General features: G+C 71.9%; 11 protein-coding genes and 1 pseudogene. 6 read left to right on the top strand and 6 right to left on the bottom strand.

The genetic code is table 11. The features are described 5' to 3' along the window. Positions 1-343 (top strand): annotated as a pseudogene (locus tag ABD841_RS23460) (acyl-CoA carboxylase biotin carboxyl carrier protein subunit); the annotation flags it as partial. 374 nt (positions 344-717) lie between these two features. After that, on the top strand, positions 718-2,070 hold the full coding sequence (locus ABD841_RS23465) for a hypothetical protein (RefSeq protein WP_344975687.1): 1,353 nt from the start codon (positions 718-720) through the stop codon (positions 2,068-2,070). A 340-nt stretch (positions 2,071-2,410) separates the two neighbouring features. Here ABD841_RS23465 and ABD841_RS23470 read toward each other — a convergent pair whose 3' ends face one another. The 3 genes from ABD841_RS23470 to ABD841_RS23480 form a co-directional block, all read right to left on the bottom strand. Then, complete coding sequence (locus tag ABD841_RS23470) at positions 2,411-3,415, bottom strand: LacI family DNA-binding transcriptional regulator (protein ID WP_344975690.1); 1,005 nt, start codon at positions 3,413-3,415, stop codon at positions 2,411-2,413. Positions 3,416-3,671: 256 nt separating this feature from the next. Next, positions 3,672-6,446, bottom strand: coding sequence for a glycoside hydrolase family 3 C-terminal domain-containing protein (locus ABD841_RS23475; RefSeq protein ID WP_344975692.1), 2,775 nt, complete (start codon positions 6,444-6,446; stop codon positions 3,672-3,674). 183 nt (positions 6,447-6,629) lie between these two features. Continuing rightward, complete coding sequence (locus ABD841_RS23480; protein ID WP_344975695.1) at positions 6,630-7,835, bottom strand: ROK family protein; 1,206 nt, start codon at positions 7,833-7,835, stop codon at positions 6,630-6,632. Positions 7,836-8,101: 266 nt separating this feature from the next. Here ABD841_RS23480 and ABD841_RS23485 point away from each other — a divergent pair, with 266 nt between their 5' ends. The 3 genes from ABD841_RS23485 to ABD841_RS23495 are packed head-to-tail and all read left to right on the top strand — an operon-like array spanning position 8,102 to position 11,707. Next, positions 8,102-9,796 carry an extracellular solute-binding protein gene (locus ABD841_RS23485; protein ID WP_344975698.1) on the top strand — a complete coding sequence of 565 codons (1,695 nt, stop codon included), beginning with the start codon at positions 8,102-8,104 and terminating at the stop codon, positions 9,794-9,796. Continuing rightward, positions 9,789-10,811, top strand: a complete 1,023-nt coding sequence (locus tag ABD841_RS23490; protein WP_344975701.1) for an ABC transporter permease — start codon at positions 9,789-9,791, stop codon at positions 10,809-10,811. Before ABD841_RS23485 ends, ABD841_RS23490 begins: the two co-directional genes overlap by 8 nt. Continuing rightward, positions 10,808-11,707, top strand: a complete 900-nt coding sequence (locus tag ABD841_RS23495) for a carbohydrate ABC transporter permease (RefSeq protein WP_344975704.1) — start codon at positions 10,808-10,810, stop codon at positions 11,705-11,707. Before ABD841_RS23490 ends, ABD841_RS23495 begins: the two co-directional genes overlap by 4 nt. A 106-nt stretch (positions 11,708-11,813) precedes the next feature. Here the strand turns inward: ABD841_RS23495 and ABD841_RS23500 are convergent, their stop codons facing one another. From ABD841_RS23500 to ABD841_RS23510, 3 genes are all read right to left on the bottom strand, one after another. Continuing rightward, positions 11,814-12,128 carry a MerR family transcriptional regulator gene (locus tag ABD841_RS23500; RefSeq protein WP_344975707.1) on the bottom strand — a complete coding sequence of 105 codons (315 nt, stop codon included), beginning with the start codon at positions 12,126-12,128 and terminating at the stop codon, positions 11,814-11,816. Between the two features lie 87 nt (positions 12,129-12,215). Next, on the bottom strand, positions 12,216-12,671 hold the full coding sequence (locus tag ABD841_RS23505) for an Hsp20/alpha crystallin family protein (RefSeq protein ID WP_344975710.1): 456 nt from the start codon (positions 12,669-12,671) through the stop codon (positions 12,216-12,218). Positions 12,672-12,860: 189 nt separating this feature from the next. Continuing rightward, the gene (locus ABD841_RS23510) at positions 12,861-15,866 is read right to left on the bottom strand and encodes an AfsR/SARP family transcriptional regulator (RefSeq protein WP_344975873.1); all 3,006 of its coding nucleotides are present in this window, start codon (positions 15,864-15,866) and stop codon (positions 12,861-12,863) included. Between the two features lie 135 nt (positions 15,867-16,001). On the opposite strand from ABD841_RS23510, the gene ABD841_RS23515 reads away from it, so the two are divergent. Next, on the top strand, positions 16,002-16,178 hold the full coding sequence (locus ABD841_RS23515) for a hypothetical protein (RefSeq protein ID WP_344975712.1): 177 nt from the start codon (positions 16,002-16,004) through the stop codon (positions 16,176-16,178). Positions 16,179-16,218: the final 40 nt, after the last annotated feature.

Below are 16,218 nucleotides of genomic sequence, written 5' to 3' on the forward strand. Positions count from 1 at the left end.
GGGCGGCAAACGCCTGGAGGTCGCGCTGCCCGCCGGGTTCGGCAGCCCGGCCGGGGGCACGGGCCGTACCGCGTCGAAGGCCCCGCGCCGCGCCGGCGGCGGGGCGGCGAAGAAGGTCGCGAGCGGTGACGCGCTGGTCAGCCCGATGCAGGGGACGATCGTCAAGGTCGTCGCCGCCGACGGCGACACCGTCGCGGCGGGTGACACGATCGTCGTGCTGGAGGCGATGAAGATGGAGCAGCCGCTGGCCGCGCACAAGGCGGGCACCGTCACCGGGCTGGCCGCCCAGGTCGGTCAGACCGTCACCCCCGGGGCCGCGATCTGCGAGATCAAGGACGCCTGAGCGGAGGCGGAGACCGGCACGGCGGTCTTCTCCCGCCGGGAGTTCCAAGGCCGTCGCGACAGATCTCAGGCCGATCTCGACTCGGACGGCCACCGGAGCACGTGCGCCTTCGGCCCCGCGACGTTCCCGGTGAAGGTCCTGACCACCGTCACCTGCGCGAAGTTCTCCTGCGCGCCGGGCGGCACCTCGGCCGGGCGCGTTCCCCGCGCGGCCCGCCCCGTGCCGGGGAGCGAGGGATCCGTTCGCGGGGTGGGGGCCGGTGATCTCGCACGAGGCGCGGGCCGAGGATTGACCGGTGCCTGAGTGGATAGGTCCGAAGAGAGGGAACTCTGCCGTCCACTCATTCGTCCTCAGGACGAAGGAGGCTTTCTGCCGTGATCACCACAAAAACCGCGCCAGGTCGCCTCGGCGCCGCGATATTCGCAGTGCTCGCGGGGCTGCTGGCCATCTTCATGATCGTCCCGGCGGCCCACGCCGCGGCGCCCGACCCCGACACGCTCGTCGCGGAGCTGAAGGACGGCGACCACTTCTACGCCGATCCCGCGGCGGATGTTCCTGCCAACGCCGCCGACGCCATGCGCGGCGCGGCTGAGCAGACCTCCTCCGTCTACGTGGCGCTGCTGCCCGACGGCTCCATCACCAGCCAGTCGCAGGCCGGGACCCTGCTGAGGTCCGCCCTCAGGGGGGTGGGCGGCAAGGCCACCGTCCTGATCATGGACGGCAAGACCCCGTACGGCGCCTCCAACATCAGGGGCGTCGACGTCGACGAGCTGCTCAACCGCGCGAGGACCAGCGACAGCCCGACCGACAACGTGGTCAACTTCATCAGGCTGGCCGACGACGCCGCGGTCGGCGCGGGCACCGGCCGCTCCGGTTCGTCCTCCGGCGGCTCCGGGCTGGGCGTGCTGGTCGGCATCCTGGTGCTGGCCCTGGTCGGCGGCGGCGGCCTCTTCCTCTACTCGCGCAAGAAGAACAAGGAGCGCGCGGCCCGCGAGGCCGCCGAGCTGGCCGCGGTCAAGCAGACCGTGGACGAGGACGTCACCAAGTTCGGCGAGGAGATCACCGACCTCGACACCGACGTCAAGCTGCTCGGCGACAGCGGCGACCACAACCAGGACTGGCAGCGCGCCCTCGACTCCTACGACCGGGCCAAGACGGAGCTGGTGGCGGTCAAGCGCCCCGACGACCTCCGCGGCGTGACCACCGCGCTGGAGGAGGGCCGCTACGCGCTCGCCTGCGTGAAGGCCCGGGTCAACCACCAGCCGCTCCCCGAGCGGCGCTCCCCGTGCTTCTTCAACCCGCAGCACGGCCCGTCGGTCCGTGACGTGCGCTGGGCCCCGCCCGGCGGCGTGCCCCGCGACGTGCCCGCCTGCGCGGCCGACGCGGAGGCGGTCGAGCGCGGCTTCGAGCCGCAGACCCGCGAGGTCATGGTCGACGGCCACCGCCGGCCGTACTACGACGCGGGCCCGGCCTACCAGCCCTACGCCTACGGCTACTACGGCGGCTTCGGCGACGTGATGACCGGCATGCTCGTCGGCACCATGCTCGGCGGCATGATGAGCGGCGGCTGGGGCATGGGCGGCTACGGCTACGAGCAGGGCTTCGCCGACGGTGGGGGCGGCACCGACTTCGGCGGGGGCGGCGGCGACTTCGGCGGCGGAGGCTGGGGCGACTTCGGCGGCGGAGGCGACTTCGGCGGGGGTGACTTCGGCGGCGGCGACTGGTAGCCGCTCCTGAGGAACCGCACGAGGGCGCGTCTCCCTTCTCGGGAGGCGCGCCCTTCTTCTCGCGGGAGACACCGGGCAGGCCGCGGCCGGGCCTGCCATACGTGTGGCGGGCCTGTCCGTGCGCGCAGCGGGCCGGCCGTACGGAAGCGGGCTAGCCGGGCCGGCGGGCCGGCCGTATGAGAGCCGCGCGGGCAGCGGGCCTGCGCCGTCCGCGGGTCAGGGAAGACGGAGCAGCACCATGACCTCGCGCGCGACCGGGTGGAGATCGCCGCCTGGGCCTACCGCAACCGCGTCGCGGGCTGACCGCCCGGCGCGGGCTCCCTCCCGCGGACGGGCCCGGTCAGGTGCTGTCACGCGCCGTGAGACGGGGTTCCAGGAGGGTTCCGCCGGGGACGGTGCGGCCCTCCAGCTTCTCCATGAGCAGCCGCACCGCCTGGCGGCCGACCTCCTCGGCCGGGATCAGCACCGAGGTCAGCGCCGGACTGGAGCGTTCCGCGATGTCGTCGGGGCAGATCGCCACCACCGCGACGTCGTCCGGCACCCTCCTGCCGAGCTGGCGCAGCGCCCCCAGCACGTGGTTGACCGCGGCCTCGTTGTGCACGACCAGCCCGGACAGGCCGGGCCTGGCGTCGAGGAGCCCGGCGACCGCGGCGAACACCTGGTCGAAGCTCTCCTCGCAGGGCAGCGCCACGCCGGTCAGGCCGTGCTCGGCCACGGCCTCGGTGAAGCCCTCCCGGGTCCGGCGGGCGAAGCCGGTGCCGCGCTCGTAGACCACCGAGGGGGCGCCGAGCAGCGCGACCTCCCGGTGCCCACGTCCGGCCAGGTGCTCCACGCAGAGCGCGCCGGCCCGCGCGAAGTCGAGGTCGACGCAGGTCAGCCCGGCCGGGTCGGCGGGGAAGCCGATCAGCACGCTCGGCTCGGCGAGCTCGCGCAGCAGCGGGACCCGGCTGTCGTGGAGCTCGACGTCCATCAGCACCAGCCCGTCCACCAGGGCGCTCGCCGCCGCCCTGCGGAGCCCGTCGGCCCCCTCGTCGGCGGTCAGCAGCAGCACGTCGTGGTCGTACTGCCGCGCCGCGGTGACCACCGAGGTGGCGAACTGCATCAGCACCGGGACGTGCATGCCCGCCCGCAGCGGGAGCACCAGCGCGATGACGTTGGCCCGCCTGCTGGCCAGCGCCCTGGCCCCGGCGTTGGGGTGGTAGCCCAGGATCCGCACGCTGTCGAGCACCCGGCGCCGGGTGTCGGCCGAGATCGTGCGCTTCCCGCTGAGCACGTACGACACCGTGCTCACCGCGACCCCCGCGTGCCTGGCGACCTCGCTGATCGTCACCGCCCGGCCGCTCACGCGATCACCTCGCCCCGCGGCCCCCGGCGTGCCGCGCGCCCGCGGCGCCCGCCCGCGCCGTCCATCCGCTCCTCCTCGCCCGCCGGTCCGGAGCGCGCCGCGCGTCCGAGGCGCACCGTACACCCGGAATACACCGTATGCCCGGAACGCACCGCACGCCCGGAGCGGGCCACGCACCCGAGACGCGCAACAAACCCAAGGTGGGCCGCGCACCCGGAACGCGCCGCGCGTCGGCGGGCGCGGTCAGCGCGCTCGTTCACGCGGTCTCGTCGAAGCTGATGGCGGCCACGGTGATCCCCGCGTTCTCGAACACCACATAAAGATCGTGTACTCCCCGGAGGTCCGCAAGTCCGGCGCGGATCTCGGTGAGGTCGTAGCGGCCGCCCCGGGGCACCGGCAGGTCGCCGACGACCGGCCCGTAGAGGGGGTCGTCCAGGCGCAGCGTGATCACGCCGCCCTCGGCGCTGGTCGCGGTGACGGCGCAGGAGGCGGCCCCGGACCCCAGGTCGAGCGAGCGGAACAGGATCCACGCCCCCTCCGCGGTGGAGCGGACGGCGTCGCCCGCGACCCTGGAGGCGTCCGCGAACGCCACCGAGTCGTACTCGTCGTGGTCGGCCGCGGCGATCGGACCGGCGAAGGCCGCCCGCGGCGGGATCTCCTCGCCGTCGACGTGGAAGGGCGCGCACAGCCGGATGTCGCGGGAGGAACGGCCGATCATGATCTTGTGGGGCGCGTCCTCGACGACGAACCGGTTCCTGGTGACGTCCCAGAAGGCCAGCTCGCGGATGTCGAGGCTCCAGGTGATCCGGGTGCTCTCGCCCGGGGCGAGCCGCACCTTGACGAAGCCCCGCAGGCGGCGCAGCGCCTGCTTGACCCGGGAGCGGCGCTGGCGGGTGTAGATCTGCACGACCTCCACCCCGGCCCGGGGCCCGGTGTTGGTGACGGTGGCCGAGGCGGTCAGGCGGCCGTCCGCCACCGACACGGCCAGGTCGGCGTAGTCGAAGGTGGTGTAGCTCAGGCCGTGACCGAAGGGGTAGAGCGGGGTCCCCCGGTAGTACTGGTAGGTCGCGTCGGTGGCGATGATGTCGTAGTCGAGCAGGTCGGGCAGCTCGCACGCCGAGCGGTACCAGGTCTGGGTGAGCCGTCCCTCCGGGTCCGCGTCGCCGAACAGCACCTCGGCCAGCGCGTGACCGTACTCCTGGCCCCCGTGCGAGGACCACAGCACCGCGGGGAGGTCCTCGTCGGCCCAGGTCACCGGGTAGCCACTGCTGATCACCATGACGGTCCTGGGGTTGGCCGCGCGCACGGCCCGCACCACGGCCTCCTGCGCGGCGGGCAGCGCCAGGTCGAGGCGGTCCTCGGTCTCCCTGCCGTTGACCAGCGGGTGGTCGCCGACGACCACCACGGCCACGTCGGCGGTCGCGGCGAGCGCGGCGGCGGACTCGGCGCCGTCGGCGACCCGCTCCATGGTGAGCCAGGTCGCGGCGTCGGCGTCGTCGACCAGGCGGAACGCGCCGCCGTCCAGCGCGAGGTAGCGGCCGGTGGAGATGTGCCGCAGCGCCAGCGTCCCGCGGGGCCGGTCCTCCATCCGGAAGGTCTGGCGCACCTCCCAGCCGTTGGGGCCGGGCTGGTCGTTGACCAGCACCCCCTCGTCGTCGACCGAGAGGTGACGGCCGGTCGCCACGGCGCGCAGGGCGTAGGCGCCGCCACCCCAGTCGAACAGGTCGAACAGGTCGGGCTCGGTGCCGACGCCGAGCGGTCCGCCGCCGAGGTCGGCGATGACGTACCCGCCGTCCACCGACAGCGTGATCCGGTCCACGGCCTCGCAGAACACGGTCTCGCACCGCTCGGCGAGCCCGGCGCGGGCGGTGACGGCGTACGGGAGGGTGCCCGAGTACCAGTCCTCCATCAGCGTGTCGCCGAGCTGGCCGATGACCGCGATCCGCCGCACCGAGGGGGCCAGCGGGAGGATGCCGTCGTTGCGCAGCAGCACGATCGAGCGACGGGCGGCCTCGCGGGCCAGCTCCTGGTGCTCGGGGCAGTTGACGACCGCCTCGGTGATGTCGTCGTAGGGGGTCGCGGGGTCGAACTCGCCCAGCCGGAAGCGGATGGACAGCGCGTGCCGGACGGCGGCGTCGATGTCCGCCTCGGTGAGCAGGCCGCGTTCCAGCGCCTCGTGGATGTGGCCGAGGGTGGCCTCGGACCGGTCGTCGTCCTGGGTGAAGCTGTCGAGCCCGGCCCGGATCGCGTGGGCGTACGCCTCGGGGAGGTCGTCGTGGTAGGCCTGCAGGCCGGTGAGGTTGCCGGGGGCGTAGGCGTCGCTGACCACCAGCACGTCGTCGGGCGCCCACCGCCGCAGCACCTCGCCGATCAACGGGCTCAGGTGCGCCGGGCGGCCGTTGACCAGGTTGTACGAGGGCATCACGGCCACCGCGGCGCCCTGCTCCAGGGCGGGGCGGTAGGCGGGGAGCTCGTACTCGTGCAGCACCCGGGGCGGCAGGTTGCTGGAGGTGACGCAGCGGTCGGTCTCGTTGTTGTAGCCGAGGAAGTGCTTGAGCGTGGGTGCCGTCTTCAGCACATTGGGAGCGCTCCCACGAAGGCCGGAGGCGTACGCCGCCGCCATGACACCGGTCAGCCACGGGTCCTCGGAGTAGCCCTCCTCGTTCCGCCCCCAGCGGGGGTCGCGCAGGGGGTTGACCACCGGAGCCCAGACGTTGCGCCCGGCCCCGGCGGGGTCCTTGTGGTGGAAGGCGAGGACCTCGTCGCTCGTGGCCTCCCCCACCCGCCTGACGAGTTCCGGATCCCAGGTGCTGGCCAGCCCGATCGCCTGCGGGAACACCGTCGCGGGACCGAGCCAGGCCAGGCCGTGCAGCGCCTCGGTGCCGGTGCGGAACGGGTCGAGCCCGAGCCGCTCGACCGGCGCCTGGTACTGGTGCAGCAGCCCGACCTTCTCCCGGAGCGTCATCCTGCCCTGCAGGTCGGCGATCCGCCGGTCGAGGGGGAGTTCGGGGTCGCGGAACGGTTCGTTCATGGGGGGACCATCCCTTTGAGAGCGTCGAAGCGCTTCGACATGCGGCCATGGAAACGCGCTTCTGTCGAAGCGCTTCGATAATCGGTCCGGGAAGACTCCGAACGTCACCGCGCGTTCCGGCGTTCGTTACGCGCGTGTTTCGAACGGAGCTTCCCTGAAGGGTGCACCCATGTGAGGCTCAGGTCAAGAGATCCGCGGCAAACGGCCCGAATCGACCGAGTCGAGCACCCTGGCCGCGCCACCCAGCGCCGCCGCGTCGTAGCCGAGTGTGGAGGCCACGACCCGGCAGCCCCCCGCGTCCGGCGCGATCGTGCGCCCCCGCACCTCGGCCTCCACCGCGGGCAGCAGCCACGGCGCCAGCGGCACGTAGTAGCCGCCCAGGATGACGACCTCGGGGTTGAGCAGGTTGGCCGCCAGCGCCACGCCCTTGCCCAGGCCGCGGCCCACGCTCTCCAGGACGGCGAGCGTGCGGGGGTCGCCGGCGCGGGCCAGGCGCGCCACCTCGTCCAGTTCGGACTCGACCTCGGCGGGAGAGAGCTCGGCGTGTTCCAGCACCGCGCCGATCCCGGCGACGGCCTCCAGGCAGCCCCGGCGCCCGCAGCGGCACTCGGCACCGAGCGGGTCGAGCTGGATGTGGCCGATCTCGCCGCCGAACCCCTGCCCGCCCCGGCGCAGCCGCCCGTCGAGGATGACCCCGGCTCCCACCCCGATCTCCCCGGTGAGGTAGACCAGGTTAGCCGTGCCGGCCTGCGGGCCGAAGCGGTGCTCGGCCAGGGCGGCGAGGTTGGCGTCGTTGTCGACCTGGACGGGGAAGCCCGGGTCCCGCAGCGCCTTGGCGAGGTCACCGCACAGGTCGGCGTCACGCCAGCCCAGGTTGGGGGCGATGCGCACGGTGCCGTCGATGCCGACCAGGCCCGGCACGCCCACGGTCACCCCGAGGACCTGCCGTTCCTCCTTGGCCATGCGGTTGGTCACCCGGCGGACGAGCGCGGCCACCGCGGCCACGGCCTGACCGGGAGCGCTGGTCGCACCGGGGAAGGACCTGCGCCAGGAGAGCAGCCGCCGCCCCGACAGGTCCACCGCGACGGCGGTGACGTAGTCGACGTTGATCTCGACGCCGATCGCCGCGTACGGCGAACCGTCGAGCACGAGCATCGTGGCGGGACGGCCGACGCGGTTCTCGGTCAGCCCCGTCTCCCTGACCAGGCGACGGTCGATGAGATCGGCGACCAGGCTGGAGACGGTCGCCTTGTTGAGACCGGTGGACGCCGCGATGTCGGCCCGCGAGCACGGAGCGTGCTCGCGCACGAACCTCAGCACGACGGCGAGGTTGGTGGCCCGCACGTCGGCGAAGTCCGCGGGCTGCGGGTCGGTCGTGGATGTGATCAAGGTGAGTCCCGCTCTCCCTCGGCCGGGCTGGCCCCATCATGCCCCATCGTTCACCAATCTGTGACCGCCTACCGGCGTTCCGCGATCGACGGCGCCTTGTGGCGACGGTCACCCTCGACTAATTTGTTTGGTCGAAAGACGAACTAATTCTACCTCGGAGGGGTCCTCCACCGACACCCCCGATCCACTCCGAAAACCGACATCCTGGTCCGTCCCCGGACAACCGACACCCCCGACAGATCTCGAACGAACGAAGGGAGCGCGCCGTGAACGATCTCCCCCCAGGCGCGACGACCAGCCGCCGTGGCTTCCTCGGCCTGGTAGGACTCAGTGCGGTCGTCGCCGCCGGCGGCGGACTGCTCAGCGCGTGTTCCGCGCCGAGCGGCCCCCGGCCCGGCAGCGGAGGGGCCACGGCCGCCGCCGCGGACAAGCTGACGTCCCTCACCCCGACCTACACCCCCTTCGCGGGGGTCAAGCCCGACCTGCCGGGCACGGTCTCCACCCTTCCGGGAGTCCCCGACATCAGCGGCGGCTTCACCTCCTACCCGGCCAGCCCCGCCCCCGCGCTCACCCAGAAGGCGGGCAAGGGCGGCACCTACAAGGCGATGACCCCGCTGTGGGGCCCGCCGCCGCCCGGCCTGGCGGAGAACTCCTACTTCCAGGCCGTCAACGCCGGCATCGGGGCGACCGTGGAGTTCCAGATCACCGACGGCAACGTCTACGGCGACAAGGCGATCGCCCGGCTCGCCGCCGGGGACGTGCCGGACATCATGGTCATCCCGAGCTGGGAGATCGACAAGATGGCGGACTTCAACACCGCCGTCGACAAGGCCTTCGAGGACCTCACCCCCTACCTGCAGGGCGACAAGGTCAAGCCGTACGCCCTGCTGGCCAACCTGCCGACCGCCGCCTGGCAGTGGTCGGTCTGGAACGGCAAGCTGATGGCGGTGCCGTACCCCACCGAGCCGTACCCGTACGGGCTGCTCTACCGCAAGGACCTCTTCGACAAGAACGGCTGGAACACCAACCCCAAGACCGCCGACGAGCTCTACCGGCTCGGCAAGGAGATCACCGACGCCAAGGCCAAGCGCTGGGCGTTCGGCAGCATCCACGAGATGATGTGGCCGACCTTCCGCATCCCGCAGGAGTGGCGGTACGAGGGCGGCAAGCTCGTCCACAAGTACGAGACGCCCGAGTTCGAGTCGATGCTCGCGTTCATGCAGAAGGTCTTCAAGGACGAGCTGGTCCACCCCAACGTCGTCAGCAGCAAGGGCGCCAACGAGAAGGACCTGATCGGGGCCGGGCAGATCCTCGTCTACCGGGACGGGCTCGGCGGCTGGAAGGAACTGCTCCAGCAGCACCGGGGCAAGAACCCCGACTTCAACCTCGGCGTCTTCCCGGTCTTCGCCCACGACGGCGGCACGCCGATGATGTACCACAACACCGCGGCGGGCATCTTCACCTTCGTCAGGAAGGGGCTGCCGAAGGAGAAGGTGGAGGAGATCCTCTCCATCCTCAACTGGTGCGCGGCGCCGTTCGGGACCAAGGAGTACGAGCTGTCGAACTTCGGCGTGGAGGGCAAGCACTTCACCCGCGGTGACAAGGGCATCCCCGAGCTGACCGACCTCGGCCGCAAGGAGGTCGCCTACACCTACGGCTTCCTCAGCGGGCGCCCCCTCTACGTCGACTGGCCCTACCCCGACGCGGTCAAGCTCAACTTGGAGTGGCAGAACGCCACCTTCCCGTACATCGAGAAGGGCCCGTTCGACGGGATCAGGATCCAGCGGCCGGCCAAGTACTCCGGGCTGCAGATCCCCACCGAGGACAAGTTCACCGACATCATGCGCGGCCGGCGCCCCGTCAGCGACGCCAAGCAGATCGTCAGCGAGTGGCGGCGGGACGGCGGCGACGAGGCCCGCGAGTTCTACCTGAAGGTCCTGCAGGAAAACGGCCGTGCTTAGGGACCACGTGAAGACCGGACCGGCGGGTGACCTGACCTCACCCGCCGGCACCGGCATCTCCCAGGATGTCGCCAACGGGGCCCGGAGGACAAGCCGGTCGGGGCGCCGGCCGTTCGGGGCCCGGCTCCGGCGCGACTGGCAGCTGCTGCTCATGGCGCTGCCCGCGATCGGCCTGCTGGTCGTGTTCCACTACGTCCCGCTGCTCGGCAACGTCATCGCCTTCCAGGACTACTCCCCCTACGTGGGCATCGCGGACAGCCCGTGGGTCGGCCTCGACAACTTCCACTGGCTGCTGTTCGACGAGAGCTTCTGGGACGCCACGCTCAACACCCTGACGATCACGGCCTTCCAGCTCGTCTTCTACTTCCCCGTGCCGATCCTGCTGGCCATCCTCCTGGACAGCGTGGTGCGGCCCCGGCTGCGGCTGTTCATCCAGGGCATCGTCTACATGCCCCACTTCTTCTCGTGGGTGCTGGTCGTCACGCTGTTCCAGCAGATGTTCGGCGGGGCCGGCCTGCTCTCGCAGACGCTGCGGGACCACGGCTACCAGGGCGTCGACCTCATGACCAACCCGGACACGTTCCTCATGCTGGTCACGGCGGAGACGATCTGGAAGGACGCCGGCTGGGGCACGATCATCTTCCTGGCGGCGCTGGCCGCCATCAACCAGAACCTCTACGAGGCGGCGGCGGTGGACGGCGCCTCGCGCTGGCGGCGGCTGTGGCACATCACCCTGCCCGGCCTGCGCCCGGTCGTCATCCTGCTGCTGATCCTGCGCCTCGGCGAGGCGCTGAACGTCGGCTTCGAGCAGTTCTTCCTCCAGCGTGACGCGGTCGGCCGGGACGCCGCCGAGGTGCTGGACACCTTCGTGTACTGGCGCACGCTGCTGACCGGCGAGTGGAGCTACGGCGCCGCGGCGGGCCTGGTCAAGGGCCTGGTCGGGTTGATCCTCATCCTGATAGCCAACAAGGTCGCCCACCGATTCGGCGAGCAGGGAATCTACAAACGATCATGACGACTCTTCCTCCCTGGGCCGAGCGGCCGAGCCGCGCCGGCGCGTTCCTCAAGGGCCTCGTCCTCACGCTCATCGTGGCGTCCGTGCTGTTCCCGATCTACATGGTCGTGCTGACCAGCCTGTCCACGCAGGAGACGGTGTCGCAGGCGGGCGGCCTGGTCACGGTGCCGGGCGAGCTGTCCTTCGCCGCGTACGAGGAGCTGTTCGCGGGCGGCGTGGTGACCAGATCGGTCCTGGTCAGCCTCGGGGTGACCGTCGTGGGCACGGCGATCAGCCTGGGCGTCACCGTGCTGGCCGCCTACGGACTGTCGCGGCCCGGCTCGCTGCTGCACCGGCCGCTGCTGTTCCTGGTGCTGCTGACGTTCCTGTTCGGGCCCGGCCTGATCCCGAACTACCTGCTGGTCAGCTCGCTGGGACTGATCGACACCTACTGGTCGCTGATCCTGCCGGGCGCGGTCACCGCGTTCAACCTCGTCGTCATGCGGGCGTTCTTCATGAACATCCCGGACGAGGTGACCGACAGCGCGCGGATCGACGGCGCGAGCGAGTTCCGCATCCTGCGCAGGATCGTGCTGCCCATGTCGAAGGGCGTCACGGCCGTCATCGGCCTGTTCTACGCGGTCGGCTACTGGAACTCGTTCTTCAACGCCGTGCTCTACCTGAACGACAACGCCAAGTGGCCGCTGCAGGTCGTGCTCCGGCAGTACGTGCTCCAGGGCCAGTCGCTGATCGTGGGTCAGACCGGCAGCAGCACGATCGCCGGCCAGGCCCCGCCGCCGAGCCTGGCGATCCAGATGGCCATCGTCGTCATCGCGCTGCTGCCGGTGCTGTTCGTCTACCCGTTCGTCCAGCGGCACTTCACCAAGGGAGTGATCATCGGCGCCATCAAGGGGTGAGCGCGCGGAGCCCGGGAAGGCCCCGGGCGCGGCCGGACGGCGACGGCGCGTACGACGGCGGCGACGAGCGGGGGCACCCGGCCTTCCTCTCACCGGCTCGCCGCCGTCACCCCCGGTCCGCCTCCCGGGCGGCGCGCTCCCTGGCCAGTTCGGCCCTCAGGTCGGCGATCTCCTGCTGCAGTTCGAAGATGCGGCGGACCGCGGTGAGGCTCATCCCCTCCCCGATGAGCGAGATGGCGTTCTGGAGATGGCCGATCTCGTGGCGGGTGTAGCGGCGCTGGCCACCGGGGGAACGGGCGGGGCGGACCACGTCGTACTCGTCGAGGCGGCGCAGGAAGGCCTGCTCAACGTTGAGCATGTCGGCAACCTGGCCGACCGAGTAGAGCGGCGCGTGCTCGTCGTCGAAGGGCAGCCGGACCATCAGCGTTCCTTTCCCGAATCGCGACAGGGTGGAAACCGGGGTCCCCGGTTTCCACCCTGTCGTGGTTCGACGTGCGGGCCCTGAGGATCAGGCCTTGATCGACTTCTGCTCGGACACGTGCTCGGCCCGCTGGATCTCCACCTTGCGGGGCCTGGCCCTCTCGATCACGGGGATGCGCACGGCCAGGACCCCGTTGGAGTAGGCCGCGTCGATCTTCTCGCTGTCGAGGTGCTCGGAGAGGTAGACCCGGCGGGTGAAGGTGCCCATCGGGCGCTCCCGGACGAACAGGCGGTCGTCCTGCCCGTACTCCTCCTCACGGCTCGCGCTCACCGAGAGGACGCCGCGGTCGACGGTCACCTCGATGGAGTCGGGGTCGATGCCGGGGAGGTCGAACTTCAGGAGAACGTCATCCTTGCGGCGGACGCCGTCCAGCGGCATGGCCCCGCGCGCGTCGCCCTCGCCCCATCCGAGAGCCTGGCGTGCGAGCCGGTCGAACTGACGGTCGAACTCCTGCACGAACGGGTCGATCGACGTCAGCAGCATCGGTAACCACCTCCATTGAACCGGCAGGTTCCTCAAGCCTGCCTTCTCGAAAAGTTCCTACTTCAGTTATAGGTTCTCGGGACACAGCATTGCAAGTTCCATCAGAAAAAAATTTCATATCTCCTTGTAAAAGATCACCAGGTTCTGTGCGGCGCCGTCCCCGGAAACGGCTCGGACGGACTGGCGGACTCAACAGCCGCCGGCCGGCGCCCCGGGCTGCGGCACGAGAGCGGCGAGGCGCGCGGCCTCCGCCTCGTTCCCCAGCTCCCGGTACTGCCGGCACGCCTCCGCCAGGGTCCGGTGGGCGGCCGTGAGGTCACCGCTCCTCGCGTAGGTCTCGCCGAGCGCCCCGAGGGTGCGCGCCCTGCCGTAGGCGTTCTGCAGCCGCTCCCACAGCTCCGCGGCGGCGCGCAGCCGGCCGACGCCCTGCTCGTGGCGCCCCTCCGCGCTCTCCAGCAGGCCGAGCCCGTGGAGGGCGACCGCCCGGCCGAAGTCGTAGTGGCAGGCGGAACTGGCGGCCAGGCCGCGCTCCAGCGTCTGACGGGCGTCGGGGTGACCGTGGTCGGCGTAGAGCTGCCCGAGATGGGCGAGCGTCTGCGCCTCCAGCAGGGGGTCGGCGGAGGACCGGGCCTTCGCGACGGCCCGGCGGAGCTGCTCGGCGCCCTCGGCGAACCGGCCGCTCCGCTTGCAGATCACGCCCAGCAGGGTCCGCACGACGCACTCGTCGCGCGGGCTGGCCAGTTTCTCGGCGATCACCATGGCCTGACGGGCGTGACCGAGCGCCTCGTCGTGACGCCCCCGTTCGTTGTCGATGATGCCGAACTGCTGCAGCACGTGGAGCTCGCCGAGCGGGTAGCCGCACGACCGGGCGATCCGGAGGCTCTCCCGGAGCCGGGAGAGAGCCCGCTCGTAGTCCCCGCGCAACCGGTGCGCGTCACCGCAGAGGTACAGCGCGTCCGCCTCCCCGCGCCGCTCGCCGAGCTCACGGAAGATCCGCAGGGACGTGCCGGCCGACTCGATCTTGTCGTCGAGATCGGCATCGGACTTGCCGGAGTGGAGGTCGGCGAGGTTGCGCAACATGGTCGCCTCCCCCAGGCGGTCCCCGGCCGCCCGGCAGGCGGCCAGCGCCAGCCGGTGCGTGCGCGTGCCCTCGGGCGCGTCGCGCAGCTCGTAGAACGTCTGGGCGGCGGCCGCCAGCCCCCACGCGTATCCCGCCGCCCCCATGGCGGCCGACTGCCGCACCGAGGCGGCGATCGCCTGCCGTTCCGCCTCGAACCAGGCGAACGGGTCGCTCACCGCGCTCTCGGCCGCGTGGGGACGCCACCGGGCCACGGCGGGGGGCAACGCGGCCACGGTGCGCGCGGGAAGCCGCGTGTCGGCCTCCTCGGCGAGCGAGAGCCACCCGCCGAACGCGCGGGACAGGGCCGCCCGCCGGGCGTGCGCGTCGTCCTCCGTCTCCGCGCGGTCGCGGGCGAAGATCCGGATCAGCTCGTGCAGGCGGAAACGCGCCCGTCCCGCGGGGCCGGGGCCGATCTCGTCGACGAGGCGCGCGTCCACCAGGGAGAGCAGCCAGGCCTCCGCGACCCGCTCGGGCGCGCCGGTCAGCGCCGCCGCGGTCCAGGCGGGGAAGTCGGGGGCGTCGAGCAGACCGAGCAGCCGGAACAGCCGGCGCTGCGGCTGCTCCAGGCCCGCGTAGGAGGTGCCGATGGCGGCCCGTACATCGAGGTCACCGGCCCTGAGATGGTCGAGCCTCGACGCCTCGTCACGCAGATCCGCGGCGACGGCGGACAGCCGCCACCCCGGCCGCGCCGCCGCGCGTGCCCCGGCGATCCGCACGGCCAGCGGCAACCGGCCGCACAGCTCGACGATCTCCAGGGCCGCGCCGGGCTCCCCCTCGACCCGTTCGGCCGTCACGATCCCGGCGAACAGGTCGAGGGCCGCGCCGGGCTCCAGGACGTCGAGATCGACGAAGTGGGCGGATTCCAGGCCCAGCAGCCGCTTGCGGCTCGTCACCAGCACCGCGCAGCCGGCCGACCCCGGCTGGATCGCCCGGACCTGCGCCTCGGCGTCGGCGTTGTCGGCGAGCACCAGCACCCGCCGGTCCGCGAGCAGGCTGCGGTAGAGCTGGACCCGCTCAGTGAGGGGCTCGGGAACCGCGGGGCCGGGCACGCCGAGGGCGCGCAGGAACTGCCCCAGCACCGCGGCGGGTGTGGTGTGGCCGGTGAAGTCGGCGCACAGCTGGCCGTCGGGGTAGCTCTCCCTGAGCCGGTGCGCCAGGTGGACCGCCAGGGTGGTCTTCCCCACCCCCGCGCGGCCGGAGATCGCGACGGTCCTGAGCGCCCGGCGCTCGTCCGCGGCCAGCACCGCCGTCCAGTGCCCGATCTCCTTCTCCCGGCCGGTGAAGTCGGGCAGGCAGGGCGGTGTCTGGGCCGGGGCGCGCACCGGGGGCGCCGGACGGCGCTCCTCCAGGAGGATCTCCTGGTGCACCCGGCGCAGCTCGGGTCCGGGGTCGACACCGAGGTCCTCCCGCAGCCTCCGCCGGTGGTCGGCGAAGAACCTGAGCGCCTCCGGACGCCTCCCCGCCAGGTGCAGCGCCCGCACGAGCAGGACGGCGAAGCCCTCGCGGAACGGGTGCTCCGCCACGAGGCTCACGAGCTCCTTGACGAGATCTCCCGGCCGCCCCTCTGCGAGGTCGCCCTCCATCCGCCATTCGAGCGCCGCCAGCCTGCGCTCGTCGAGCACGTCCGCGTAGGTGGCCACCGACGGCGTCACGGGCACGTCCGCCAGCACCGGCCCGCGCCACAGCGAGAGCGCCCGCCTCACCAGGAGGGAGGCCCCGGCCGCATCGCCGCGTGCGCGCAGGCGGGCTCCCTCATCGCAGAGATCCTCGAAACAGGTCGCGTCGACGGCGTCACGCCCGACGTTCAGCCGGTAGCCCCCGTTGCGGTACTGGACGACGCCGGCGTCGCGGTCGCCCAGCAGCCGCCGCAACGACAGAACGTAGCCGCGGACGAGGGTCCGGCACGAGGCGGGAGGCTCCTCCCCCCACAGCTCGTGAACCAGATGGTCCGCCGGCACGTTCTGCCCGGCCCGTACGAGCAGGGCGGCCAGCACGCCGCGGACCTTGCGCCCGCCGGGCGACACCCAGCGGTCGCCGTCCCACACCTCCAGAGGCCCGAGGCAGCGGAACCTCATCGATGCCAACCGATCTCCATCCGGACGCAGTCCTGAACAGAATCTCTACGCCATTTCTACGGCACTTCTACGGCCGAGGCCAATGATTCTCACGACAACCGAAAGACGGATCGGCGTTCACAGAAAGGAAGAGCGATGGCGCGAAGAATCGGTTCGCTGGCCGACCGGCTCCTGAGTCTGCTGGTCCCCTCCGGGCACGCGGACGCCATGTCCTGCTGGTACGAGCAGTGCGGGGCCCGGCACTCGATGTACTGCTGCTACTACCCCGAGGACGGCGCGATCATCTGCGGCAGTTGCCTCTACCGGCCGTAACCCGGATTCCCGTACCGCCGGCCGGGGCGCCCCGGCCGGC

This window comes from Streptosporangium fragile (assembly GCF_039534445.1).
Classification (GTDB): Bacteria; Actinomycetota; Actinomycetes; order Streptosporangiales; family Streptosporangiaceae; genus Streptosporangium; species Streptosporangium fragile.